Raw genomic sequence first — 24,697 nt, forward strand, 5'->3', positions numbered from 1 at the left:
CGGCCAGAAGAACCAGCGGTCGTTTACAAACCAAGCGCTTGCTTGGTAGTCTCGAACCACCTTTGCCGGAGGGAACGCCATGCCAAAAACGATCCGTATCGGTTGCGCCAGCGCCTTCTGGGGCGATACCTGTACAGCGGCAGCGCAACTGGTCGAGGGCGGGGCGCTGGATTACCTGGTGTTCGACTACCTGGCCGAGGTGACGACATCGATCATGGCCGGGGCGCGCCTGAAGGATTCTTCGAGCGGTTATGCCACGGACTTCATTGAGGTCCTCACACCGCTGCTACGGCGTTTGCATGACCACGGCATCCGTGTCATCAGCAACGCCGGCGGGGTCAACCCCCAAGCCTGTGCGAAGGCCCTGCAAGCGGCCTGCGATCAGGCCGGCGTGCCGTTGAGGATCGCCGTGCTGCTGGGCGATGACCTGCAACCGCAATTCGATCGACTCGCCGCCCAGGGCATTCGCGAAATGTTCAGTGGCGAACCAATGCCCTGCGCGTGCGTGTCCATCAACGCCTACCTTGGCGCGCCCGGCATCGTCGAGGCGTTGCGCCTGGGGGCCGATATCGTGATCACCGGCCGCGTAGTGGACAGCGCCGTGGTCAGCGCCGCCTTGGTGCATGAATTCGGCTGGGCCTGGGACGATTACGACCGATTGGCCCAGGCCGCACTGGCTGGGCACCTGATCGAGTGCGGCGCCCAGTGCACGGGCGGCAACTTCACCGACTGGCAGCAAGTGCCGGATTACGAGCACATCGGCTTTCCCATCGTCGAGGTCAGCGCCGACGGCCAGTTCACGGTCACCAAAGCCGAAGGCAGCGGCGGGTTGGTCACGCCATTGACCGTCGGCGAGCAGTTGCTCTACGAAATCGGCGACCCGCAAGGCTATCTGTTGCCGGACGTGGTCTGTGACTTCAGCCAGGTCAGGTTGATCCAGCAAGGCAAGCACGCCGTGCGCGTCCACGGCGCCAAGGGCTTGCCACCCACCGATCAATACAAGGTCAGCGCCACCTGGCTGGACGGCTGGCGCTGCACCGCCACCTGCCTGATCGCCGGCATTGATGCGGTGGCCAAGGCTGAACGGGTCAGCCAGGCAATCGTCGCCAAGACCTCACAGATGTTCAGCCAGCGTGGCTGGGCGCCCTACAGCGAAGTGGACATCGAACTGCTGGGCAGCGAAGCCACTTACGGCCAGCACGGCCAACGCCAGGACAGCCGTGAGGTGGTGATCAAGCTGGCGGTACGGCACTCGGACAAACAGCCGCTGGTGCTGTTTTCCAGGGAGATCGCCCAAGCCGCCACCGGCATGGCGCCAGGGCTGACGGGGCTGGTCGGTGGCCGGCCGGCGGTGTCGCCGTTGATTCGCCTGTTCTCGTTCCTGATCGACAAAACCACTTGCCGGCTCGACATCGAACTCGACGGCCAGCGTCACCCTTGCCCCCTGCCCGCGTTCGAACCGTTGCACACCGTCGATCTGCCCGTTGCCCCGGACCTGCCAAAACCCCAGGGCCGGGCCGATGCCAGCGTGCCGTTGGTCAAACTGGCGGTGGCGCGCTCCGGCGACAAGGGCAACCACAGCAACATTGGCGTGATCGCCCGAGAACCCGAATACCTGCCCTGGATCGCCGAAGCGCTGACACCGGAGGTGATGGTCGACTGGATGAGCCACGTGCTCGACCCGCGCTTGGGCCGGGTCGAACGCTGGTACCTGCCGGGCACCCACAGTTTGAATTTCCTGCTGGAAAACGCCCTCGGCGGCGGCGGTGTCGCCAGCCTGCGCATCGATCCCCAGGGCAAGGCGTTCGCCCAGCAGTTGCTGGAGATTCAGATTCCGGTGCCGCAAGGCATCGCCGACCAGGTCAACTAAGGGACGGTCGCCAATGCCAGTCATCGAATCGCACCTTGATCCTCACAGTACTGATTTCACACGCAACCACGCGGCGATGCTGGCTGGTGTCGAACAGCTGCGCCACCTCGAACAGGCCGTGCTGGAGAAAGCCGCCCAGGCCCAGGGCAAGTTCGACCAGCGCGGCCAGTTGTTGCCGCGCCAGCGCCTGAACCTGCTGCTGGACCCTGGCGCGCCGTTCCTCGAACTGGCGAGCCTGGCCGGCTACAAACTCCATGACGACAAGGACGGCAGCCAGGCCGGCGGCGGCCTGATCGCCGGGATCGGCTACGTGTCCGGGGTGCGGGCGCTGGTGGTGGCCAACAACAGCGCAATCAAGGGCGGCACGATTTCCCCCAGCGGCTTGTACAAGACCCTGCGCCTGCAACAGATCGCCATGGAGAACAAACTGCCGGTCATCACCCTCGCCGAAAGTGGCGGCGCCAATCTCAATTACGCGGCGCAGATTTTCGTCGAAGGCGCGCGCTGCTTCGCCAACCAGGCACGCATGTCGGCCATGGGCCTGCCACAGATCACCGTGGTGCATGGCTCGGCCACCGCAGGCGGGGCTTATCAGCCAGGGCTGTCGGATTACGTGGTGGTGGTACGCGACAAGGCGCGGTTGTTCCTGGCCGGGCCGCCGTTGCTCAAGGCCGCGACCGGCGAAGTGGCCAGCGAGGAGGAACTGGGCGGTGCACAGATGCATGCGCAGGTGGCCGGCACCGCCGAATACCTGGCCGAGAACGACGCCGACGGCGTGCGCCTGGCCCGGGAGATCCTCAGCCTGCTGCCCTGGAATGCGCAACTACCGCCACAGCTCGAACGGACGTGGACGGAGCCGCTCTACCCCGCCGACGAATTATTGGGACTGGTCCCCGACGACCCGAAGAAACCCTATGACGTGCAGGAAATCATCGCCCGCATCGCCGACGGCTCGAATTTCCTGGCCTTCAAAAGCGAGTTCGACGCCCAGACGATTTGCGGCCACTTGCACATTCGCGGCCACGCCTGCGGCCTGATCGGCAACAACGGACCGATCACGCCGCAAGGCGCCAGCAAGGCCGCGCAGTTCATCCAGCTGTGCGACCAGAGCCGCACGCCGTTGCTGTTTTTGCACAACACCACCGGGTTCATGGTCGGCACCGAGTCGGAGCGACAAGGGGTGATCAAGCACGGCGCCAAGATGATCCAGGCCGTGGCCAATGCCCGAGTGCCCAAGCTGACCGTCGTGGTGGGCGGCTCCTACGGCGCCGGCAATTACGCCATGTGCGGGCGTGGGCTGGACCCACGTTTCATCTTCGCCTGGCCCAACAGCCATACGGCAGTGATGGGCGGCGCCCAGGCCGGCAAGGTCCTGCGCATGGTCACCGAGGCCACGCAGATCAAGAACGGCCTGACCCCCGACCCGAAGATGCTGGACCTGCTCGAGCAAACCACCGCGCAGAAACTCGACAGCCAGTCCACCGCTCTCTACGGCAGCGCCAGCCTGTGGGACGACGGGCTCATCGACCCGCGCGACACCCGCACACTGCTGGGCTATCTGCTAGACATCTGTCACGAGGCCGAGCAGCGGCCACTGCAAGCCAACAGCTTCGGCGTGGCCCGTTTCTGAGGACGCTCCACGGCTCACAGGAGAACACTAGAAATGATCTTCACCCAGGAACACGAAGCACTGCGGCGCACCGTCCGCCAGTTTGTCGAGCATGATATCAACCCCTACGTCGACGAATGGGAGAAGGCCGGGCGTTTCCCCATCCACGAGGTTTTCCGCAAGGCCGGCGAGCTGGGCCTGCTGGGCATTTCCAAACCAGCTGCCTTCGGCGGCATGGGCCTGGACTACAGCTATTCGATCGTCGCGGCCGAGGAATTCGGCACCATTCATTGCGGCGGCGTGCCCATGTCCATCGGCGTCCAGACCGACATGTGCACCCCGGCCCTGGCCCGCTTCGGCTCCGATGAGTTGCGTGAAGCATTCCTGCGCCCGGCCATCCGCGGCGAACAGGTCGGCTGCATCGGCGTCTCGGAGGTCGGCGCCGGCTCCGACGTCGCCGGCCTCAAGACCACGGCGCGCAAGGACGGCGACGACTACGTCATCAACGGCAGCAAGATGTGGATCACCAATGCACCCAGCGCCGATTTCATTTGCCTGCTGGCCAACACCTCGGACGACAAGCCCCACGTCAACAAATCGCTGATCATGGTGCCGATGCACAGCCCCGGCATCAGCCTCGGCCAGCACCTGGACAAACTCGGCATGCGCAGCTCGGAAACCGCCCAGGTGTTTTTCGACGACGTGCGGGTGCCACAACGCAATCGCATCGGCCAGGAAGGCGCCGGGTTCATGATGCAGATGCTGCAGTTCCAGGAAGAACGCCTGTTCGGCGCGGCCAACATGCTCAAGGGCCTGGAGCATTGCATCGCCAGCACCATCGCGTACTGCAAGGAACGCAAGACCTTCGGCACGGCCCTGATCGACAACCAGGTGATCCACTTTCGCCTGGCGGAACTGGCCAGCGAGATCGAATGTCTGCGGGCGCTGGTCTACCAGGCCACCGAGCAGTACATCAACGGCCAGGACGTCACGCGGCTGGCGTCGATGGCCAAGCTCAAGGCCGGACGCCTGGCCCGGGAAACCACCGACAGTTGCCTGCAATACTGGGGTGGCATGGGCTTCATGTGGGACAACCCGGTCGCCCGGGCGTATCGCGACGTGCGGCTGGTGTCCATAGGTGCCGGTGCGGACGAGATCATGCTGGGCATCATCTGCAAGCTCATGGGGATTTTGCCGGGGAAGAAAAACTGAGTACATCGCCTGCCAGACCGCCATCGCGAGCAAGCTTTGCTCCCACAGCTGAATGCACTCACCGGGCATTGTGGGAGCAAAGCTTGCTCGCGATGAGGCCCAGACAGACACCGCAAAAACCCAGGAATGACCCCATGCCCGCCTTCAGCAAAATCCTCATCGCCAACCGTGGCGAAATCGCCTGCCGGATCCAGCGCACCGCCCAGGCCCTGGGCTATCGCACGGTGGCGGTGTTCAGCGAGGCCGACGCCGATGCACTGCACGTGCGCATGTCCGATGAAGCCGTGCCGATCGGCCCGGCCGCGGTGCAGCAGTCCTACCTCAACCCCTCGGCGATTCTCGATGCAGCCCGGCGCTGCGGTGCCGATGCGATCCATCCCGGCTACGGCTTTCTTTCGGAAAATGCCGGGTTCGCCAAGGCCTGCGAAGCGGCCAGCATCGTGTTCATCGGCCCCAGCCCCGAGGCCATCGACCTGATGGGCAGCAAGCGCCGGGCAAAAATCGCCATGATTGAAGCCGGCGTTCCCTGCATCGCCGGTTACCAGGGCGCCGCCCAGGACGACGACACGCTGCAGCGCGAAGCCGGGCGCATCGGCTACCCGTTGATGATAAAGGCCAGCGCCGGTGGCGGGGGCCGAGGCATGCGCCTGGTCCAGAGGGCCGAGGACCTGCTGGAGCAGTTGCGCAGCGCGCGCTCGGAAGCCCTGCACGGTTTTGGCAGCGACGAGTTGATCCTCGAACAGGCCCTGATCGATCCGCGGCATGTGGAAGTGCAGATTTTCGGCGACCACCACGGTCAGCTGATCCATCTGGGCGAACGGGACTGCTCGATCCAGCGGCGCCACCAGAAAGTCATCGAGGAAGCGCCCTGCCCGGTCATGACCGCCGACCTGCGCCAGGCCATGGGCGATGCGGCACTCAAGGTGGGGCGCGCAGTGAAATATGTCGGGGCCGGGACCGTGGAGTTCCTGCTCGCTGCGGACGGTCGGTTTTACTTCCTGGAGATGAACACGCGCCTGCAGGTCGAACACCCGGTCACCGAGTTGATCACCGGCCTGGATCTGGTGGCCTGGCAATTGGACGTCGCCGCCGGCAGGCCGCTGCCCCTGCGCCAGGAGCAGGTGACGCTCAGCGGCCATGCCATGCAAGTGCGGCTGTACGCCGAGGACCCGGCGGCCGATTTCCTGCCTCAGACCGGGCAGTTGATCGGTTGGGAGCCGCCCATACGGGACGGCGTGCGAATTGACCACGGCCTGCTGGAGGGCCAGGCCATCACGCCGTTCTACGATTCGATGCTGGGCAAGCTCATCGTCCACGGCGCCACTCGCGAGGAGGCCCGACGCAAATTGTTGCGAGCGGTGGAAGATTGCGTACTGCTTGGCGTGCAGAGCAACCAGCGATTGCTCGTCGGGTTGCTGGCACACCCGCGGTTCATCGACGGCGACTTCGGCAACGGATTCATCGGGCAGCACTTTGCCAATCATGGGGCGCTCCAGCCCCTCGATCCCTCTGCCGAACAACTCGCCATCGCCACGGCGGCGTTTTATCTGGCCTCGCAAGCACAACGCGCACCGGGCCTGGGCGGATGGCGCAACAGCATCGGCGCGGCGCTGCACTACCGGATCGGCGTCGGGGAGCACGACTGGACGCTGAGCCTGGTGGCCGAAGCCGACGGCACACTCAACATACGCAGTGCCGGGTGCTTGATCGAACTGAGGCTGCTCGACGCTGATCCCCATGGCGCGACACTGATGATCGATGGGATTCGCCGGCGGCATTCCTGGCGCCTCGATGGCAACGATCTCTGGCTGTTCACCCGCCCTGGCGGCCTGCACCTGCAAGATCGAACCCTGGCCCCCATCGCCGCCAAGACCAGCCCCGGCGACGGCACGCTCAAGGCGCCCATGGACGGCGCCATTGTCGAGCTGCTGGTCCGCGAAGGCAGCACGGTGCGCCAAGGCCAACTGCTCATGGTGCTTGAAGCCATGAAAATGGAGCACCCACTCAAGGCAGGCGTCGACGGCGTGGTCAGGCAATTGCAGGTCACGCGGGGGGACCAGGTGAAAAACCGCCAGGTTTTGTTGCGCGTTGAAACAGCCCACTAGTCGGATGCCGAGGGTTTGACTACGCTCAAACCCATCAGCACGCCGATACCGGGAACCCTGCAATGCCTCACTGGCTGGTGATTGATCTGGAGGCCACCACCGATGAAGGTGGCTGGCCGGTAACCGAAATGGAAATTATCGAAATCGGCGCCACGCTGGTGAATCGTGACGGCCGCGAAGTGGATCATTTCCAGCGCTTCGTGCGGCCCCTGAGGCGACCGCTGCTCACGCCCTTCTGTCGCGAACTGACCCACATCACCCAGGCCAATATCGACAGTGCCGCGCCCTTGACCGAGGTCTGGCCGGCGTTCGAGCGCTGGCTGACGCCGTATCAGTCGAAGCTGGAAAGCTGGGTCAGTTGGGGCGATTACGACCGCAAGCAACTGCTTCAGGAATGGCAGCACCAGCAGTTGCACAGTGTCCTCGGCCAGGTACCGCACATGAACCTCAAGCAACGCTTCGCCAAGGCCCGTCGGCTGGAGCGACCGTTGGGGCTCAATGGCGCGCTGCAACTGGCTGGCCTGCAATTCTGCGGTCAACAGCACCGTGCGCTGGAAGACGCGCGCAATACCGCGCGGTTGTTGCCCTTGGTGCTTCCGGGTTGAGCGTAAGCCACCTCCCAGTGCGGCAGATGACGAATGTTGCAGCCTTGTGCATACTGGCCGGCCTTTTTCAGCCCCTTTTTCGAGGAATCGCCCATGTTTAAAGTCAACGAGTACTTCGACGGCACCGTCAAGTCGATCGCTTTCGGCACAGCCGAAGGCCCTGCGACCATCGGCGTCATGGCACCGGGCGAATATGAGTTCGGCACGGCCCAACGGGAAATCATGCACGTGGTCTCCGGCGCGCTGACCGTGAAGCTGCCGGACAGCACCGACTGGGAAATCTTCGAGGCCGGCAGCCAGTTCAATGTTCCGGCCAACAGCAAGTTCCAGCTCAAAGTGGCCGTCGATACCGCTTACCTGTGTGAGTACCGCGGCTAAGCCTGCTCTCATCACAAAAGCGGTTGCGTGATAAACAAAAATGCCCGTGTCCAGTGACACGGGCATTTTTGTTTACGGATCTTTTTATTCGAGCACTTCAACCGGCATGCCGACTTCAAGCCGGCCGTTGCTGTCGTTGACCAGGTTCTGACCGAACATCGCACCGTCCGGTGTCGAACGGTATTGCTGCAACGTGGCAAAGGGTTCGCGATTCGGATCGCGTTCGCCGGTTTGCGGATCGACCGTGGTCATGATGCAACGTGAGCATGGCTTGACCAGCCGGAACTCAACCTCGCCGATACGAATGCGCTTCCAGCCGTCCTCGGCAAACGCCTCGCTGCCCTCGACCACCAGGTTGGGGCGAAAGCGCAACATTTCCAGCGAACGACCGACCCGGTTCGACAGGTCCTGCAAGGACGCCTGGCCAATCAGCAGCAGGGGGAAACCATCGGCAAAGGCAACCTTGTCGTCATCCTTGCCATAACCGGCGGCAGTGGTACGCGCCAGATCCACCGGCACATGCACCAGGCGGGTAGGATTGCCGATGAATTCGCTGACCCAGGCCGCGGCCTCGTCACCGGCATCCGGCACACGCAAGGTGTCACGCCAGATGATCACCCCGCGCCGCTGTTCCTCCACCACTGGTGGTAGCGGCACGTCGATGGCGCCATGGCCCGGCGCGCTGAGCGTAAGGCCGCCCGCTTCGTTCCACGAGGCTGAGAGCTGGCTCATCTTCGCCACGGCGCGCTGGGTCAGGAAACGCCCCGTGCCCTCATCCACCAGCATCCAGCGTCGGTCACCGTCCAGCCCGAGCTTGTCCAGGCCGATCCCTTGCAAGGGCTGGCCCTTGCCGGACTTCAACGGATACCGATACAGCGCGCTCAGCCGCAACATGGTCAACTTCCCTGGTGGCGAAAAAATGCCACCTTATACGAGCCGGCCATTGAAGCAAACCACCATCGGTTTCAGTCGAGCATCAGCCGCTGGCGCACCACATCGACCAGCTTGTCCGGCTGGAATTTGGAGAGGAAGTTGTCGCAACCGACCTTCTTGACCATCGAATCGTTGAAGCTGCCGGACAGCGAGGTGTGCAGTACGACATAGAGCCCACGCAAGCGCGGGTCGTTGCGGATTTCGGTGGTCAGGCGGTAGCCGTCCATTTCCGGCATTTCCGCGTCGGTGAAGATCATCAGCAATTTATCGGTCATCACCTCGCCGGTATCGGCCCAGGCCTTGAGCATGTTCAGGGCTTTGAGGCCGTCGCTGGCAATGTGCATTTTCACGCCCAGTTGCCCCAGGGTATCGCGCAGTTGCGAGAGCGCGACGTTGGAGTCGTCCACCAGCAACACTTCGCGACCACGGGCGCGCTCCAGCACCGGGTCTTCGAGCTTGTCCCGGGAGACCTTGGCGTTGTACGGAACGATTTCGGCCAGGACTTTTTCCACGTCGATGATTTCCACCAACTGATCGTCCACCTTGCTGATGGCCGTCAGGTAGTGCTCACGGCCAGCGCTGGTCGGCGGTGGCAGGATGGCTTCCCAGTTCATGTTGACGATGCGGTCGACGCCGCCCACCAAAAATGCCTGAACCGAGCGGTTGTATTCAGTCACGATAATGGTGCTGTTGGGGCCCGGCACCAGCGGACGCATGCCAATGGCCTGGGACAGGTCGATCACCGGCAACGTCTGGCCCCGCAGATTGACCACGCCGCACACGAACGGGTGGCGCTGCGGCATCAGGGTCAGTTTCGGCAGTTGCAGGACTTCCTGGACCTTGAACACGTTAATGGCGAACAACTGTCGACCCGCCAGGCGGAACATGAGAATTTCCAGGCGATTCTCACCCACCAGTTGGGTTCGTTGATCTACTGTGTCGAGAATGCCGGCCATCGATGACTCCTGGGCTTGTTCGGATGAATCCAATGAATGAGATATCGGCTGCACGAGCCGAATCTTGACCCCCGGATAAAATACAAGCGCGGGGCATTGATGTCACATTAACATCATGCTTTACTGGCTTCATGACTTCATCTGCAATTTTTCTCTGCCGCGCGACCCTGGTTTGCGTGCAAAGTTCCCCTGTCTAAGGGATTCCCCTAGGCACAATCAGGTCCAACCTGATATTCCCGTTATCCAATAGCCATTAATGTGACGCCATTCTCATTGCTGAACGGAGTCAGGCTTTTGTGCGCGACCACAGGACATCGGACCTCCAGCCTTTCGGCCGATCCCATCCGTGCAATTGTTTGCGAATTCACTTTCGCTAAACGGCAGGGAAGTGTCGCTGTGCGTCCGACCGCGGTCGACCTTGAGATCCAGCCGTTCGCCATAAGCGGTTTTCTTTCGCCTGACATGATGTTGTGGAGATAAGCATGCCGAACGATCGTAGGAACTGGAGTCAGCGTCTTCCCGAGCTTCTGATCGAGGCCGAGACGCTGTTGGCCAAGTCGGAGGAATGCCTGAGCCATCTGCAATTGATCAACAACGACAAGGACGCCATCGATTGCATGCTCAGCACCTTGCTGAAACTGTCGAACAAGGCCAATGCCCTGGCGCTGGAAGCCGTTTCGGAGTTTTCACTGCATATTCATGGCTTGCTCAGTCACGCGCAAAACCACATGGAGTTGCATGACCAGGCCTTGGACGCCCTGAAGGATTGCTTGACCCTGATGGCCTGGCAATTGGAACTGGTCGATCACACCACCGGCCAGTTGGGCCTGGACAGCAGCGAACAGACCTTGTTGATCGAGGCATTCGCTTTCCAGGTAGGCCAGAGCCCCGACCAGGCATCGGCAGCGTCACGTCCGCTGGCGTTGGTACCCTACCCCCAGAAACAAGCCTGAGACGATGATGCCGGCTCAGTGCCGCGTGCCTGGTACGTAGCGCTTACACCGCGCCATGCCGAGCGCGACCAACGATAGGTGAAGTGGTACTATCTCGCGCGTCAGCCACTTCAAGACAGCGCCGTAAAAGCCGCCGACCGAAGCTGCCCTCGACCTGAAACGTTTACCCGACCGGGCCTGTCAGATGCGCTGACCGGCCAGCCCGCAGCGAACATTCATTGGCTCCATCCGCTATGTACGCCAGCCTCAAGTCACTCATCACCTGGCCTCCCTCCCGAGAAAACGCCCGTCGCTTCACATTATTACTGTGCATTTGCTCGGCCGTCGGCTGCCTGCTGGCCTACCTGTTCGCCCCTACGGTGCCGTTGAGCCTGCTGGCACTGAATGTGGCGGCCATGACCTGTGTCTGGATCCACCATCGGTTGTCACGCAAATCCATCAAGTTCCAGCCCCAGGAACTGGCCGACCGGTTGCTTGAGGTCCAGGAAAACGAGCGTCATCGCCTCAGCCGCGAATTGCACGACGACATTGGCCAGTTGCTGACCGCGGCGAAACTGCAAGGCGAATGGCTCAAGCGGCGGATGCCGGAAGAATTGCAAGGCCAATGCACGCTACTCTGCGAGACCCTGGACGAAACCCTCAACAAGGTCCGCGACGTATCGGCGATCCTCAACCCCCGGCAACTGACCAGCCTCGGACTGGAGGCCAGCCTGCGGGCGCACCTGCTCAAGACGCTGGCCAATGCCCCGGTGAAGTGGAGCCTCGATTGCCAACAGCGCATGGCTGGCATCCCGGAGGAAATGTCGGTCGCGGTGTTCCGGATCACCCAGGAAGCGGTCACCAACATCTTGCGTCATGCCCGAGCGACGAATCTGCTGGTACGCTTGCAACGCCTGCCTGACGGCCTGACCCTGCTGATCAGCGACGATGGCCAGGGGTTTGTCCCGGCCACCCACCCCGCTCGCGAAGGTCAACGGGGCATGGCCGGCATGTCGGAGCGGGTCGAACAATTGGGCGGCACCCTCAAGGTCATCAGCGAGGCCGGAAAAGGCACGCACATCGAAGCACGCTTCCCCTGGGCACCGCGAGCCCTGGAACGAGCCAGTAAGAATAAGGTTTTCCTTTGATTTGTAATTTGCTTCTGGTAGATGACCACTCCCTGATCAGGGCCGGCGTACGCGCGCTGGTCATGGATATCCCGGGCTATGCCGTCATTGGCGAAGCCAGTGATGGCACGCAATTGGTCGAACTGGTCGAACGGCTGAACCCCGATATCGTGCTGCTGGACATTTCCATGAAGGACACCTGCGGCCTGGACGCCTTGCAACAGCTCAAGCGGGCACGCCCCCACAGCAAGGTACTGATCCTGTCCATGCATACGGATCCAGCGCTGATCATGCAGGCGCTGGAATCCGGCGCCCATGGCTACCTGCTCAAGGACACCACCGCCAATGAGCTGAAACACGCCTTGGAGGCGCTGCGCAACAACGAACGCTACCTGAGCCCGGCCATCGCCCATACCGTGATCAACCAGGCGCTGACCCGCGTCCAGAAGCATCAGTCGGACCCTGCCCGGGCCCATAACCTGACGGCACGCCAGCTGGAAATACTGCGGCTGATCGTGCGCGGCAAGTCCACCCGGGAAATAGCCAATGGCCTGAACCTGAGCATCAAGACCGTGGAAACCCACCGGGCGCAAATCATGAAGCGCCTGCAGATCCATGACGTGGCCGGCCTTGTGCTGTTCGCGGTGCGCGAACAGATCATCAGCCTGGACGATTGATCGCCGTCGCGCCGCCCAACAGCGGCGAATCGGGCGGCAGGTGCACGCGCAGCGCTTTCGGGTGGACAGTGAAGCACAGGGTGTCTACCTGCAACGGCTCGCCATCGAGATTGATATCCAGGCCTTGCGCGACCTTGATCTCCACCCATGGCAAGCGCGCGCGGACAAACATGTTGTCGATGCCCAGGCCACCCGCCAGCAAGTCCTTCAACGTACTGACCACTTCCTGAGGCGCCGGCAAGATGCTGATGTCCAGCAACCCATCATTGGCCAACGCCTCCGGGCACAGCACGTGGCCCCCCCCTGCCTGCCGGCCATTGCCGATACCCAGCGCGAGCAAATCGCCCTGCCAGTGGAAATCGGGGCCTTGCAACTCACCGTAGGCGGCACTCAGCTCGCTGAATCGCGACAGGCCGGTGAACAGGTAGGCCGCACCTCCCAGGACTTTCTTCAGGTCCTCGGAGGTGTTCGCCGTCACCTGGCTGCCGAATCCGCCGGTGGCCATGTTCAGGAAAATCCGACCGCAGACTTCACCCACATCCACGACCTGCGGCGCAACGTCGAGCAAATCCAGGGCCTGCGCAGGCTCCAACGGAACACCGGCCGCCCGGGCGAAATCGTTGGCAGTGCCCAGCGGCAGCAGTACCAGGCTGGCATCACTCGAATGGAGGACGATCGCTTCGGCGATATCACGCAAGGTCCCATCACCGCCGCCGGCGATCAGTTGCGTATAACCGGCCTCCAGCGCCTCATCGACGCATCGTTGGGCATCACCCGCCTCCCAGGTCAACCGTACCGCCAGGTCCCAGCCCTGCTCGCGCTTGAGCATCACTGCCGCGCGAACCTCTTCGTTGAGCGCTTGCTTGCCATGCAAAATCAACAGCGCCTTGCCTTTGCTCATCGTTGTCTCCGTCATTGGAAGGTTCAGGAAATGGGACCGCTCATTCGAGCGAAAAAGCCCGAAACATCTCAATTTATTAAAAAAGCAGGAAGGCTTGCCCCCGGGAGAAAACCCGCAGGGCAGCTCGTTCGACCGGGACGTCTTGATTCGAAGAGTTTTCTTACAAGATCTGGCGAATCAGCTCAATTGACCCTCTAGCGGTATTGAGACACCTTGGTCTTCTGTTTTGCTGGAACGCTAAAACCCTCATCAGACAAGGAAGCAATTACCCATGGATGGATACGTCACGGCCCGCTGGGGCCGGATCAGTCGTTCGAACAGTTATGGCCAAGGGGATGATCCGTCCCATGCATAACCGTGAATACAAGCTGTTGCCCCAGCAGCGCGCGCCCCTTGGAAGCGGGCGGGCCGATACTCAGAACGAATGCAAAAGTTGCAGTAATCCCGTTGGAGGAATTGATTTGGAACCGCGCGTCGTTGAACTGGAAACCCACCTCAAATACATCCGCAAAGACATGGATGAAATTCGCACCGACGTAAAGGTGATCCGCCACAGGCTGGCCTATTCGGCTGGCGCTGCAGCGGTGGTGCTCGGCCTGCTGGGCTGGATTGCGAACAATCGATTCGATCAGGTGGTGATGCTGCTCACACGATGAAGGTGAGGCGCGTGAAGGCCCGAGGATCCGGCTCGGGCCGCAGAACACCTGCCACAGTGTTAGCCCAGGACTTCGCTCAAGGGAATGAAGCCCACTTCATCGCCCTCCACCAGCGTCCGTCCCTCGAGCACTTCGACCAACCCTTCGGCCCAGGCGGCGCTGCGCAGGACACCCGAGCTTTGATTGCGGTAGATGATCGCTCGACCATTCTCCATGCGGCCTCGCAAGTATTCTCGTCGACTGCCTGCCTTCGGCCAGGCGAAACCGGCCGGCACCTTGAACTTGAGCGGCGCCACCGACAGAACGCCCTGGCGTCTTAACAGGTAGGGCCGCGCCAGCAGTGCGAAAGTCACAAGGGTCGAGGCAGGGTTTCCAGGCAGGCCTATGACCGGCACGCCACGGTAATGCCCGAACGTCAGCGGCTTACCCGGCTTGATGGCGAGTTTCCATAGCGCCAGCTCGCCGTCCTCGCGCAAGGCGATGCCCAGGAAGTCCGCCTCCCCTACCGATACTCCACCGGTGGACAGGATCAGATCGACATCAGACAACTGTGCCAGGCGCTCGCGGGTGGCCGATAAATCGTCGGGCAGGATACCCGCGTCAATCACTTCACAACCCATGCGTTGCAGCCAGCCACACAGCAGCACGCGGTTGCTGTTATAGATCTGGCCTGGGCCCAACGCCTGACCGGGTTCGACCAACTCATCCCCCGTGGACAGGACTGCGACGCGGACTTTGCGCACCACGTCCAGCGATGCACAGCCCAAGGAGGCCGCAAGCCCCAGCTCGATCGGCCCCAGGCGAGTACCGGCAGAGAGAACCTGCTCGCCGACGGTGGTTTCCTGCCCCTGGGGGCGAATGTTCTGTCCGCCGACCATGGACTCGGTAAACCGCACCCGCTGGTCGTCTTCAACCACGGCATTTTCCTGCATCTCGACGCAATCGGCGCCAGCAGGGACTGGCGCCCCGGTGAAGATCCGCGCGCACGTGCCAACGGCCAGCGGCTCCGGGGCCTGCCCGGCAAAAATCCGCTGGCTGACCTTCAACGGCTCGCCGTTCCAGTCAGCCAGCCGCAAGGCATAACCGTCCATGGCGCTGTTGGGCCATGGCGGCAAATCAAGGGTCGACACCAGATCCTCGGCGAGCACTCGCCCTAGCGCCGCGGCCAAAGGCAAATGCTCGCGCTGGACGATCGGCGTGGCCGCGGCCATCTCGAGCAGTCGCTCCAACGCGACCTCAACAGCCATCAAGGCGCCGGCCTTGCCCGGTTTACCCGCGAGATTCACAAGGCGCTGCCTGTTTCAAATGAGCCACGAAGTTGCACGGCCGATGCCGCACATCCAGTTGTTCGCCCAGGATGCCATCCCATCCGGTACGCACCGCGTTGGTCGAACCCGGCAGGCAACACACCAGCGTGCCATTGGCCAGGCCTGCCAGCGCGCGGGACTGCACGGTGGAAGTGCCGATGTCGGCCACGGATATCTGTCGGAACAACTCGCCAAAGCCATCGACCTGCTTGTCCAGCAGGCACGTGACGGCTTCCGGCGTGCTGTCACGCCCCGTGAAGCCGGTGCCGCCGGTGATCAGCACCACCTGCACCACGTCCTCGGCAATCCAGGTCGCGACTTGCGCCCGGATCTTGTACAAATCATCTTTGAGCAGGACCCGCTCCGCCAGGTTGTGGCCGGCCGCCGTGAGCCGATCGACGAAGAGCTGCCCGGACGTATCGGTTTCCAGGGTACGGGTATCACTGACAGTCAGTACCGCGATATTGAGCGGCACGAAAGGTACATCAGCCTTGGCTTTCATAGGCTAGTCCAGTTGTGAAGGAAACAGCCCGGTGTTATATCACAGCGCTTCATTTTTTCGCCCGTGCGGAGACACGCCATGACCTCGAATACGTCACTGCCACCCTGCTCCATCCTGCTCCTGGCGGGCGGGCGCGGACAACGCATGGGCGGCCAGGACAAAGGCCTGGTGCCGTGGCAGGGCGAACCGCTGATTGCCCATCTGCATCGCCAGACCCGGGCCATGAGCGATGACCTGATCATCTCCTGCAACCGCAACCCGCAACATTATGCGATGTATGCCGATCAGTTGGTGCATGACGAGGAAGGCGACTTTCCCGGGCCACTGGCAGGTATCCGGGCAGGCCTCAAGGCTGCGAAGCATCCGTATTTGCTGGTGCTGCCGTGCGACGTACCGCAAATCGACTCGAGCCTGCTCGACAACATGCGCAAGACGGCCAGCCAGCACCCCGACAAGCCGCTGATGGTGCGGCACGGCGAGCATTGGGAGCCGCTGTTGTGTGTCATCCCGTTGTTCCTGGCATCAAGCTTCGAACAAGCCTGGCGCGAAGGCGAACGCAGCCCCGGTCGTATCATGCGCGCACTGCACGCGGTTGCATTGCAATGCCCTGCCGACGATCCGCGGCTGGCAAATCTGAACACCCCGGAACTGCTGGCCCAACACAAAGGCGTGTCAGATTGACACTAGCCAGGAACTTGCGCGCAATGTATACGTCTGAAGGTCAGTAACTTGAAGAATCCATTTCGGAGAAACACCATGACACAACGGACCCTCGCCACGTTCATGCTCGCTCTGGGCCTCGCCACCCTTGCCGGGTGCGCTTCGCCAACAGTGATCACCTTGAATGACGGTCGCGAAATCCAGGCCGTCGATACCCCACATTACGATGAAGAAAGCGGCTTCTACGAATTCGAGCAACTGGATGGCAAGCAGACTCGCGTGAACAAAGATCAGGTTCGTACCGTTAAGGATTTGTAATCTGTAACGCTGCTGCCCTAAGTCGCTAGAAAAAACGGCGCTTCCTGAAGAGGGGAGCGCCGTTTTTTTTGGGGCTTGGTTTTGGGCGTATATCCGCTTTTTTTGGTAACGGATATACACACCATACCCCGAACAAAAAACTACCACCGCAACACAATATCACTCTCGAACACCCGGTCCTGAGCAGTAACCGGATCAACAAAACGCAACCCTTGAGCCAGCAGCTTCAAAGGATTCGAGTAATCATCCTCAACATCCCGAAGCACATCAGGATAAAACGGATCATTGCAGATCCCCGCCCCAAGGGCATTCATGTGAACCCGCAACTGATGCTTCTTACCCGTAACCGGATACAAGCCATAGCGCCAAAACTCGCCGTTCCTTTCCAGCACTTCGATGGCCGTTTCGGTATTGGGCTCGCCCGGCCCTTCCTGCATTCGGAAGAACGGTTCGCCATCGATCATCCGGCTTTTATGCACCCGCGGAAAGGTCAGCCCGGGCAACGCGCGGGCAATGGCCTGGTAGCGTTTTTCGATCTGCCGCGTCGGGAATAACGACTGATACGCCGAGCGGGTGTTCGGGTTGGCCGAGAACAACACCAGCCCGGCCGTGTGCCGGTCGATGCGGTGCAGGGGCACCAGATGAGGATTGTCCAGCCGCCGGATCAGCCGTCGCAACAAGGTTTGCTCGACGTATTCGCCCGCCGGGGTGACAGGCAGAAAATGCGGTTTGTCTGCCACCACCAGGTGCTCGTCGGCATACAGGATCGACTCCACCACCGGGATCGGCTTCTCATCGGGCACTTCACGGAAATAGTGGATGCGCAGGCCCTCACGGTAGGGCAAGTCGACCTGGATGGCCTTGCCCTCCCCGTCCAATACCCGGCCCCGAGCGATCCGGTCCAGCCACTGTTCGCGACTGATGGCACTGAAATGCTCACACAGGCACTCCAGCACCGTCTGCCAGGAACCGGGCGGCAGGTACAGCGTACTGGCCTGATGATGAGCGGCGGAAAACGATGAACCGGACATTGAAAACTCTTAGGCATTGTTGCGAGGCGGTATTATCCGACAGTCGCACAGGCCAGCCCAGCAATGATTGCTCACGCGGTGACTGACGTCGATTTTGCCGCCGCTTCGGTGAACTCTTTCAACCAGCGCAGTACTTCCACCGCCTCCCAGCGACCTGGATCGTACAGCGCGTATAACAGGCCCTGGTAACCCACCACATCCAACTGTTTGTGATAGCCCGCACGCTGGAACAACGCTTCAATCTCGGCGAAACAGGTGTTGAAATGCAGTTTATTGAAGGGGGTCTTGCCTTCGGTAACCAAGCCATCCAGGCGCAGCTCCAGGACTGCCTCGCGCACAACGTCCGCGGACATCCTGTTCACGCTGCTTTTCAGTTGTTCGACATTGACCAAGGGGATGCACTCCAGATAACTGTATAAGCATACAGTAACCGAAGAATGCGACTTTCGCCAATGGCCTCGCGTGAAGGCAAGCCAGGAAATGGGTCAACGCAGAAATTCAGCCACCCGGCCGGAGTCATCGAAAGGCCACTCCAGCTCCGCCCCGGTATCGATCCTGCGCAGGACCGGGATGCGTAACTCATAGGCTTCGAACCAGGCCTCGTTCTCGGCGATGTCCACCAGTTCCACCAACAATCCATGTTCGACGAAAGGCATCAACACCCCTTCGGCAACTTCGCATAGATGACACCCCAGGGTGCCGAACAACTGGCATTCAGGAAGCATGGCGGGTAGACCCAAAAAAGATAGACGGTCATTCTAGGCCCGACCCGGGAAACCGTCGAGTCGCTGGCTCGCTTCAAGGTGTTTCGGTAAAACGCTGATGCAAATCACTGAGCGCCAATGCTTTTCCAGCGACGCTTGTCGCATTTTCCCCTCTACGCTGTGCGTTGTAGCCTTGAAACGGAGTTCCCCTTGTTTGCCAACCTGCTGATCATCCTTGCCTCGTCCCTGGTGGTCATCGCCTTGTTCAGGCGGCTGCGCCTGCCACCCGTGCTGGGTTATCTCTGCGTCGGGCTGGCGGTCGGGCCTACCGCGCTGGACTGGGTCAACGACAGCGAAGAACTGCCTGACCTGGCCGAGCTCGGGGTGGTGTTCCTGCTGTTCTCGTTGGGGCTGGAGTTTTCCCTGTCGAAAATGCTCGAACTGCGTCGGGTCGTGTTCGGTCTCGGCAGCCTGCAGGTGCTGTGCTCGGGGGCGGTCCTGGCGGGATTGCTGGCGTTGGCCGGCGCGCCTGTGATCGTCGCGTTGTTGCTCGGCGCAGGACTGGCCTTGTCCTCCACTGCCATCGTCAGCAAGGAATTGACCAGCCTGGGAGAGATCTTCAGCAGCCACGGCCAGAACGCCATCGGCGTGTTGTTGTTCCAGGACGTTGTCGCGGTGCTGTTGTTGACCCTGGTGCCGGTATTCGCGGGCAGCAGCGACCACCCGTGGTACTGGGCGCTGCCCTTGACCCTGGGCAAGACCCTGGTTCTGTTCGGCGGCCTGCTGCTGGCCAGCCGGCTGCTGTTGCCCCGGCTGTTCCATGAGGTGGCGGCGTCCCGGTCCGCAGAACTGTTCGTGCTACTGGCTCTGGTGATCGTGTTGCTGACGGCATGGCTGACCCACCTGCTCGGCTTGTCGCCGGCCCTGGGCGCTTTCCTGGCGGGCATGCTGCTGGGGGAAAGCCACTACCGGCACCAGATCGAAGCCGACATTCGTCCGTTCCGCGACATCCTGCTGGGGCTGTTCTTCGTCAGCATCGGCATGCTGATCGACCTGCAGCTGTTCCTCGATGACGGCTTGTTGATCCTGGGGTTGACCCTCGGCTTGATGCTCATCAAGGGCCTTGTGGTCGCCGTCCTGGTGAAATGGCGCGGCAGCGACGTTGAAACCGCCTGGCGCAGTGGCCTGGCGCTGGCCCAGGGCGGTGAATTCTGCTTTGCCCTGATGGCCCTGATGCAGCAGAACCGCCTCATGCCCGCCGACATCAGCGGCCTGCTGCTGGCCGCGACATTCTGCTCGATGCTACTGACCCCGCTGTTGCTGCGCGCTGCGCCACGCATCGCCGCGCGCCTGCATCGCAAACCCAACGAAGAGGCGCAACTGGACCAGATCAGCGCACTCAATGCCGGCTTGTCGGGCCATGTGGTCATTTGCGGCTATGGGCGCGTCGGTCAATCCATCGGACGGTTCCTGCGTCGCGAAGGCCAGGCGTTCGTCGCCCTGGATGACGACCCAGTGATCATCCAGGAAGCCACCGTCGGGGAAAACTGCGTGCATTATGGGGATTCGCGACGAGGAGACCTGCTTGCGGCCGTTGGCTTGAGCCGCGCCAGGTTGCTGGTGATCGCAGTGGACAAGACCGACATCGCCATCACCGTGCTCAAGGCGGCCCGACAGGTCAACCACCAGGTACCGATCCTGGTGCGCACCCGTGACGACAGCCAACTGGCCGAGCTGCAGGCTGCCGGGGCCAGCGAAGTGGTCCCGGAGCTGCTGGAGTCGAGCCTGATGCTGGCCTCCCACGCCCTGATCATGCTCGGCCTGCCCGAGCAGCAGGTCCGGCATCATGTGGATCAGGTTCGTCATGACCGCTATCGCCTGCTCCACGGCTTTTATCCCGGCAACCAGGACAAGGAGCCATAGTGCGAAGCTCAGTCCTGGCTGACCGCGCCGATCTTGTGAATCGACAGGTCGGCGCCGTAATACTCTTCTTCCTGGGTCAGGCGCAGCCCCAGCACGGCCTTGATCACGCCATAGACCGCAAACCCGCCGGCCAGGGCGACGACAATTCCCAGCGCCGTGCCGATCAATTGGCTGACCAGGCTGACCCCACCCAGGCCGCCCAGGGCGCTCTGGCCAAAGACGCCACAAGCGATGCCGCCCCAGACCCCGCACAGCCCATGCAGCGGCCAGACGCCGAGCACATCGTCGATCTTCCACTTGCCCTGGGCCGCGGTGAAGCACCAGACAAACAAGGCACCGGCAATGGCCCCCGTGACCAGCGCACCGACCGGGTGCATCAGGTCGGAACCGGCACAGACCGCCACCAAACCGGCCAGCGGGCCGTTGTGCAGGAAGCCTGGGTCATTGCGCCCGACAATCAAGGCCGCCACGGTACCGCCCACCATGGCCATCAACGAATTGACTGCCACCAGCCCGCTCACCCCGGGCAAGGTCTGGGCACTCATCACGTTGAAACCGAACCAGCCGACAATCAGGATCCACGAACCCAGGGCCAGGAAAGGAATGCTCGAAGGCGCAAACGCCACCAGGCGGCCATCCCGGTAGCGGCCGTTACGCGGGCCGAGCAAGAGCACGGCAGCCAACGCCAGCCAGCCGCCCATGGCATGCACCACCACGGAGCCGGCGAAGTCATGGAAGCTGGCGCCGAACCGGGCTTGCAGCCAGGCCTGCAAGCCAAAATTGCCGTTCCAGACCATGCCTTCGAAAAACGGATAGACAAACGCCACGATCAGCACCGTGGCGCACAACTGCGGTACGAACCGGGCACGTTCGGCAATACCGCCGGAAATGATGGCCGGGATCGCGGCGGCAAAGGTCAGCAGGAAGAAGAACTTCACCAGGCTATAGCCATGATCGGTGCTGAGCACCGCCGCCGGTTGCAGGAAGGTCACACCGTAGGCAATCCAATAGCCTATAAAGAAATAGGCCAGGGTCGAGACCGCGAAATCGCTGAGGATTTTCGACAGCGCATTGACCTGGTTCTTTTGCCGGACCGTTCCCACTTCAAGAAACGCAAAGCCGGCATGCATGGCCAGGACCATGACTGCGCCGAGCAGGATGAACAGCGTGTTGGAGCTGTGGACCAGACCGTCCACGGCACTTTGCATATTTTCCATGGTATTGGCAGACCTGAAAAAGTTGAAAAAAGCACCAAACCGGTTCGCTTGCCTTGCGAACGCACCAAGTTGAAACGACCCATTGGCCAGACGCAGGCCGGTGAACCGCTTTGGTGCGCAAGAATGGTCAAAACGAAATCCCGCTTGGAGGTGCTTCGCGGGTTTTGATTATTTGGGTTAAGGTTTTTCGGACTTTCGCCCAGCTTCAGCGCACTGGCGCAGGCTGATGCACCAGTACATGGCAAAAGCCTGAGCAAAAGTTGTACCAGTCACTTGTACTGAACCTTCCAGCAAGGCTCATACTCGAACGTTTCAGACGTCACTTACGGAGATTCACTGATGGCCAGAACCCAGGCAAAGACTGCTCAAGAAACCCTGATGGAAGATTTCCAGACGCTGGTCAGCGACACGGAACGGTTGCTCGATCACACCGCGACGCTGGCAGGCGATCAAGCCGATGCACTGCGCAGCCAGATTCACGAAACCCTCCTGCGCGCCCGCGAAACACTCAAGCTGACGGAAGACTCCATGCGCGAACGCGGCCAGGCTGCGGTGGTCGCCACCGAGGAATACGTACAGGCCAACCCTTGGCAATCCGTGGGCATTGCGGCAGGCGTTGGCTTTCTGATTGGTCTGCTGGCGACACGGCGCTGATGATGGGCATCGACGAATCCGGCTCGTCCGAAGCGGGCACACAACCTACAGCACGCCGCCTGGGTGCGGCGTTCCTTGGCTTGCTGCATAGCCACGTCGAATTGTTCGGCATGGAGTTGCAGGAACAGAAGGCACGCACCGTCAGCCTCCTGCTGTTCGCCGGCCTTGCGCTGGTGTTCGGCCTGCTGCTGTTGGTCGGGCTTTCAGCACTGGTACTGATCCTGGTATGGGACACCTATCGTCTGGCCGGCATTATCGGCCTGTGCCTGTTTTATCTGCTGGCGGCGCTGTTCTGCGGGCTCCGGCTCAAGGCAGCGATCTACGACGAGTCCTCTCCTTTCCATGCCACCCTCGAAGAACTGGCCAATGACCGGGAGCGCCTGTTGCCATGAGCCTGCCTGATATTCCTCAAGCCCGGACACGACAGGAAATGCGCAAGGCGCTGGTGCGTCTGCGGATGGAAATGCATCGCCAGGAAATCCGTCAGGAAACGCGCCAGTTGCTGCAGCCCTTGCAACGGGTGCGCGGCTTGACGCAAAGCTGGCACGAAGGCTTCGGCATCAAGCACGCGCCACTGTGGGGCGTGGCGGCGGTGTCCCTGCTCGGTTTCATCACCGGCAAACGGACCCGCAATGGCGGTGGCGGTGGCTTGACTGGCCTGATCCGCCTGGCAACGACATTGCTGCCGTTGGTCAAGCTGGCCAAGGACTTGCGCAAGCCCTGAGGACGACATCCGTGGCGAGGGAGCTTGCTCCCGCTGGACTGCGATATAGGCCTATTTCCGTGAGTGCTTCGCACTCAAGCGGGAGCAAGCTCCCTCGCCACAGGGTTATGTATCCGGTCTGTGCACGCCCATAGGCCTTGCAGGGCAGCCCACGAACCGGGAAGCTAGGACACCGACATCATCAAACGGAGCAACCGGCCTTGGATTGGCACACCCTGCTGACTCGCGAACGCCTCGGAAAACCGCTGCACAGTCCGCAAGAGCTGGGCCGCAGTCCTTTCCACAAGGACCACGATCGCATCATCTTTTCCGGCGCCTTCCGCCGCCTCGGACGCAAGACACAAGTGCATCCGGTCTCCAGCAACGACCACATCCATACGCGCCTGACCCATTCCCTGGAAGTCAGCTGCGTCGGGCGCTCCCTGGGCATGCGCGTGGGAGAAACCATCCGCAATGCCCTGCCTGACTGGTGCGAGCCAAGCGACCTGGGCATGGTGGTGCAATCGGCCTGCCTGGCCCACGACATTGGCAACCCGCCGTTCGGTCACTCCGGCGAGGATGCTATCCGCTATTGGTTCCAGCAGGCCGCCGGCCGTGGTTGGCTCGATGCAATGAGCGAAGCCGAGCGCAACGACTTCCTCAACTTCGAAGGCAACGCCCAAGGATTCCGCGTCCTCACTCAACTTGAATACCATCAGTTCGACGGAGGAACGCGGCTGACCTATGCCACCCTCGGCACCTATTTGAAATACCCCTGGACTGCCCGCCACGCGGACTCGCTGGGCTACAAGAAGCACAAGTTCGGTTGCTACCAGAGCGAACTGCCGCTGTTGGAGCAGATTGCCCACAAGCTCGGCTTGCCACAGATCGAGGATCAACGCTGGGCACGGCATCCCTTGGTGTACCTGATGGAAGCCGCCGATGACATCTGCTACGCGCTGATCGACCTGGAAGACGGCGTGGAGATGGATCTCCTGGAATACCCCCAGGTGGAATCGCTGCTCCTGGACCTGGTGGGCGACGATCTTCCGGACACCTACCGGCAGTTGGGGCCGTTGGACTCGCGGCGACGCAAACTGGCGATCCTGCGAGGCAAGGCCATCGAACACCTGACCAACGCCGCCGCCCGGGCTTTTGTCGAACAGCAGGAAGCATTGCTTGCCGGCACATTGCCCGGGGATCTGGTGGAGCATATGCACGGCCCGGCAAAACGCTGCGTGTTGAATGCCAAGGACATGGCGCGCCGGAAAATTTTCCAGGACAAGCGCAAGACCCTGCACGAAATCGGCGCCTACACCACGCTGGAAATCCTGCTCAACGGATTTTGCGGAGCGGCCCTTGAACAGCACGGGGGCCGCACGCCTTCGTTCAAGAATCGCCGCATTCTCGACCTGCTGGGGAACAACGCGCCGGACCCCAATGGCCCTTTGCATAGCGCTTTCCTGCGAATGATCGATTTCATCGCCGGGATGACTGACAGCTACGCCAGCGAAATGGCCCAGGAAATGACCGGCCGCACGCGCCAATAAAAGGCGTGGATCGACGGTGTGCTGCACCTGGTACAAAACCTGTGGGAGATTCTATGTTGCAGGGCAACCCTGCAACATAGGCTTCGGCTGGTATTCGCTCTGATTTTTCATCAAGGCAAATGCCACCCGGCAGAGCTTGCGAGCAAGCACCACCAATGCCTGGGTTT

General features: G+C 61.6%; 26 protein-coding genes and 1 pseudogene. 17 read left to right on the forward strand and 10 right to left on the reverse strand.

All coding sequences use genetic code 11. The features are described from left to right. Nucleotides 1-79: 79 nt before the first annotated feature. From F7R20_RS05590 to ppnP, 6 genes are all read left to right on the forward strand, one after another. Nucleotides 80-1,870, forward strand: coding sequence for an acyclic terpene utilization AtuA family protein (locus tag F7R20_RS05590; protein ID WP_003199485.1), 1,791 nt, complete (start codon nucleotides 80-82; stop codon nucleotides 1,868-1,870). A gap of 13 nt (nucleotides 1,871-1,883) precedes the next feature. Next, on the forward strand, nucleotides 1,884-3,500 hold the full coding sequence (atuC, locus tag F7R20_RS05595) for a geranyl-CoA carboxylase subunit beta (RefSeq protein WP_003199483.1): 1,617 nt from the start codon (nucleotides 1,884-1,886) through the stop codon (nucleotides 3,498-3,500). 33 nt (nucleotides 3,501-3,533) lie between these two features. Continuing rightward, a complete protein-coding gene (gene atuD, locus F7R20_RS05600; RefSeq protein WP_003199481.1) occupies nucleotides 3,534-4,691 on the forward strand; it encodes a citronellyl-CoA dehydrogenase in 1,158 nt (385 codons plus the stop codon). A gap of 134 nt (nucleotides 4,692-4,825) precedes the next feature. Beyond that, on the forward strand, nucleotides 4,826-6,796 hold the full coding sequence (locus tag F7R20_RS05605) for an acetyl/propionyl/methylcrotonyl-CoA carboxylase subunit alpha (protein ID WP_003199479.1): 1,971 nt from the start codon (nucleotides 4,826-4,828) through the stop codon (nucleotides 6,794-6,796). Between the two features lie 62 nt (nucleotides 6,797-6,858). Next, nucleotides 6,859-7,401: an exonuclease domain-containing protein gene (locus tag F7R20_RS05610; protein ID WP_003199477.1), complete on the forward strand. Its 543-nt coding sequence runs from the start codon at nucleotides 6,859-6,861 to the stop codon at nucleotides 7,399-7,401. 93 nt (nucleotides 7,402-7,494) lie between these two features. Continuing rightward, entirely contained in the window at nucleotides 7,495-7,779 is a 285-nt protein-coding gene (gene ppnP / locus F7R20_RS05615; protein ID WP_003199475.1) for a pyrimidine/purine nucleoside phosphorylase, read from the forward strand. An 84-nt stretch (nucleotides 7,780-7,863) separates the two neighbouring features. Here ppnP and F7R20_RS05620 read toward each other — a convergent pair whose 3' ends face one another. Continuing rightward, nucleotides 7,864-8,673, reverse strand: a complete 810-nt coding sequence (locus tag F7R20_RS05620) for an MOSC domain-containing protein (RefSeq protein WP_003199473.1) — start codon at nucleotides 8,671-8,673, stop codon at nucleotides 7,864-7,866. 71 nt (nucleotides 8,674-8,744) lie between these two features. Then, nucleotides 8,745-9,668 carry a chemotaxis protein CheV gene (locus tag F7R20_RS05625; protein ID WP_003183670.1) on the reverse strand — a complete coding sequence of 308 codons (924 nt, stop codon included), beginning with the start codon at nucleotides 9,666-9,668 and terminating at the stop codon, nucleotides 8,745-8,747. Nucleotides 9,669-10,150: 482 nt separating this feature from the next. On the opposite strand from F7R20_RS05625, the gene F7R20_RS05630 reads away from it, so the two are divergent. The 3 genes from F7R20_RS05630 (at nucleotide 10,151) to F7R20_RS05640 (ending at nucleotide 12,404) form a co-directional block, all read left to right on the forward strand. After that, a complete protein-coding gene (locus F7R20_RS05630; protein WP_003199471.1) occupies nucleotides 10,151-10,621 on the forward strand; it encodes a hypothetical protein in 471 nt (156 codons plus the stop codon). Between the two features lie 233 nt (nucleotides 10,622-10,854). Continuing rightward, nucleotides 10,855-11,748 (forward strand): sensor histidine kinase, encoded by an 894-nt coding sequence (locus F7R20_RS05635; protein WP_003199467.1) that lies wholly within the window; start codon nucleotides 10,855-10,857, stop codon nucleotides 11,746-11,748. Continuing rightward, nucleotides 11,745-12,404: a response regulator gene (locus F7R20_RS05640; RefSeq protein ID WP_003199464.1), complete on the forward strand. Its 660-nt coding sequence runs from the start codon at nucleotides 11,745-11,747 to the stop codon at nucleotides 12,402-12,404. The genes F7R20_RS05635 and F7R20_RS05640 overlap by 4 nt, the downstream gene beginning before the upstream one ends. Here the strand turns inward: F7R20_RS05640 and yegS are convergent. After that, entirely contained in the window at nucleotides 12,388-13,305 is a 918-nt protein-coding gene (gene yegS / locus F7R20_RS05645; RefSeq protein WP_003199462.1) for a lipid kinase YegS, read from the reverse strand. The genes F7R20_RS05640 and yegS overlap by 17 nt on opposite strands. Nucleotides 13,306-13,652: 347 nt before the next feature. Between yegS and F7R20_RS31870 the strand changes: the two genes are divergently transcribed. Then, on the forward strand, nucleotides 13,653-13,961 hold the full coding sequence (locus F7R20_RS31870) for a hypothetical protein (protein ID WP_223524573.1): 309 nt from the start codon (nucleotides 13,653-13,655) through the stop codon (nucleotides 13,959-13,961). Nucleotides 13,962-14,020: 59 nt separating this feature from the next. On the opposite strand, the gene F7R20_RS05655 is transcribed toward F7R20_RS31870, so the two are convergent. After that, complete coding sequence (locus tag F7R20_RS05655; RefSeq protein ID WP_161796646.1) at nucleotides 14,021-15,208, reverse strand: molybdopterin molybdotransferase MoeA; 1,188 nt, start codon at nucleotides 15,206-15,208, stop codon at nucleotides 14,021-14,023. A gap of 22 nt (nucleotides 15,209-15,230) precedes the next feature. After that, nucleotides 15,231-15,770 (reverse strand): molybdenum cofactor biosynthesis protein B, encoded by a 540-nt coding sequence (gene moaB, locus F7R20_RS05660; protein WP_003199458.1) that lies wholly within the window; start codon nucleotides 15,768-15,770, stop codon nucleotides 15,231-15,233. 78 nt (nucleotides 15,771-15,848) lie between these two features. On the opposite strand from moaB, the gene mobA reads away from it, so the two are divergent. Together mobA and F7R20_RS05670 are read left to right on the forward strand one after the other, a co-directional pair. After that, entirely contained in the window at nucleotides 15,849-16,451 is a 603-nt protein-coding gene (gene mobA, locus F7R20_RS05665) for a molybdenum cofactor guanylyltransferase MobA (RefSeq protein ID WP_003199456.1), read from the forward strand. Between the two features lie 75 nt (nucleotides 16,452-16,526). Continuing rightward, nucleotides 16,527-16,748: a YgdI/YgdR family lipoprotein gene (locus F7R20_RS05670; protein ID WP_003199454.1), complete on the forward strand. Its 222-nt coding sequence runs from the start codon at nucleotides 16,527-16,529 to the stop codon at nucleotides 16,746-16,748. 140 nt (nucleotides 16,749-16,888) lie between these two features. Here F7R20_RS05670 and F7R20_RS05675 read toward each other — a convergent pair whose 3' ends face one another. The 3 genes from F7R20_RS05675 to F7R20_RS05685 form a co-directional block, all read right to left on the reverse strand. Further along, the gene (locus F7R20_RS05675; protein WP_003199453.1) at nucleotides 16,889-17,779 is read right to left on the reverse strand and encodes a pseudouridine synthase; all 891 of its coding nucleotides are present in this window, start codon (nucleotides 17,777-17,779) and stop codon (nucleotides 16,889-16,891) included. 71 nt (nucleotides 17,780-17,850) lie between these two features. Continuing rightward, on the reverse strand, nucleotides 17,851-18,171 hold the full coding sequence (locus tag F7R20_RS05680) for a hypothetical protein (RefSeq protein ID WP_003199451.1): 321 nt from the start codon (nucleotides 18,169-18,171) through the stop codon (nucleotides 17,851-17,853). Between the two features lie 93 nt (nucleotides 18,172-18,264). Continuing rightward, nucleotides 18,265-18,504 (reverse strand): glutaredoxin family protein, encoded by a 240-nt coding sequence (locus F7R20_RS05685; RefSeq protein WP_003199449.1) that lies wholly within the window; start codon nucleotides 18,502-18,504, stop codon nucleotides 18,265-18,267. A 189-nt stretch (nucleotides 18,505-18,693) separates the two neighbouring features. Between F7R20_RS05685 and F7R20_RS05690 the strand changes: the two genes are divergently transcribed. Beyond that, complete coding sequence (locus F7R20_RS05690; RefSeq protein ID WP_003199447.1) at nucleotides 18,694-20,406, forward strand: cation:proton antiporter; 1,713 nt, start codon at nucleotides 18,694-18,696, stop codon at nucleotides 20,404-20,406. 8 nt (nucleotides 20,407-20,414) lie between these two features. Here the strand turns inward: F7R20_RS05690 and F7R20_RS05695 are convergent, their stop codons facing one another. Next, on the reverse strand, nucleotides 20,415-21,623 hold the full coding sequence (locus F7R20_RS05695) for an ammonium transporter (RefSeq protein ID WP_003199444.1): 1,209 nt from the start codon (nucleotides 21,621-21,623) through the stop codon (nucleotides 20,415-20,417). Nucleotides 21,624-21,962: 339 nt separating this feature from the next. Here F7R20_RS05695 and F7R20_RS05700 point away from each other — a divergent pair, with 339 nt between their 5' ends. The 4 genes from F7R20_RS05700 (at nucleotide 21,963) to F7R20_RS05715 (ending at nucleotide 24,530) form a co-directional block, all read left to right on the forward strand. Further along, complete coding sequence (locus tag F7R20_RS05700) at nucleotides 21,963-22,277, forward strand: DUF883 family protein (RefSeq protein WP_003199441.1); 315 nt, start codon at nucleotides 21,963-21,965, stop codon at nucleotides 22,275-22,277. A gap of 2 nt (nucleotides 22,278-22,279) precedes the next feature. Further along, complete coding sequence (locus F7R20_RS05705; RefSeq protein ID WP_003199439.1) at nucleotides 22,280-22,669, forward strand: phage holin family protein; 390 nt, start codon at nucleotides 22,280-22,282, stop codon at nucleotides 22,667-22,669. After that, nucleotides 22,666-23,001: a hypothetical protein gene (locus F7R20_RS05710; protein ID WP_003199437.1), complete on the forward strand. Its 336-nt coding sequence runs from the start codon at nucleotides 22,666-22,668 to the stop codon at nucleotides 22,999-23,001. The genes F7R20_RS05705 and F7R20_RS05710 overlap by 4 nt, the downstream gene beginning before the upstream one ends. 200 nt (nucleotides 23,002-23,201) lie before the next feature. Beyond that, nucleotides 23,202-24,530: a deoxyguanosinetriphosphate triphosphohydrolase gene (locus F7R20_RS05715; protein WP_003199435.1), complete on the forward strand. Its 1,329-nt coding sequence runs from the start codon at nucleotides 23,202-23,204 to the stop codon at nucleotides 24,528-24,530. Between the two features lie 51 nt (nucleotides 24,531-24,581). On the opposite strand, the pseudogene F7R20_RS31875 reads toward F7R20_RS05715, so the two are convergent. Then, nucleotides 24,582-24,697 (reverse strand): annotated as a pseudogene (locus F7R20_RS31875) (IS110 family transposase); the annotation flags it as partial.

Origin of the sequence: Pseudomonas brassicacearum subsp. brassicacearum (assembly GCF_008801605.1) — a bacterium.
GTDB classification, from domain to species: domain Bacteria; phylum Pseudomonadota; class Gammaproteobacteria; order Pseudomonadales; family Pseudomonadaceae; genus Aquipseudomonas; species Aquipseudomonas brassicacearum.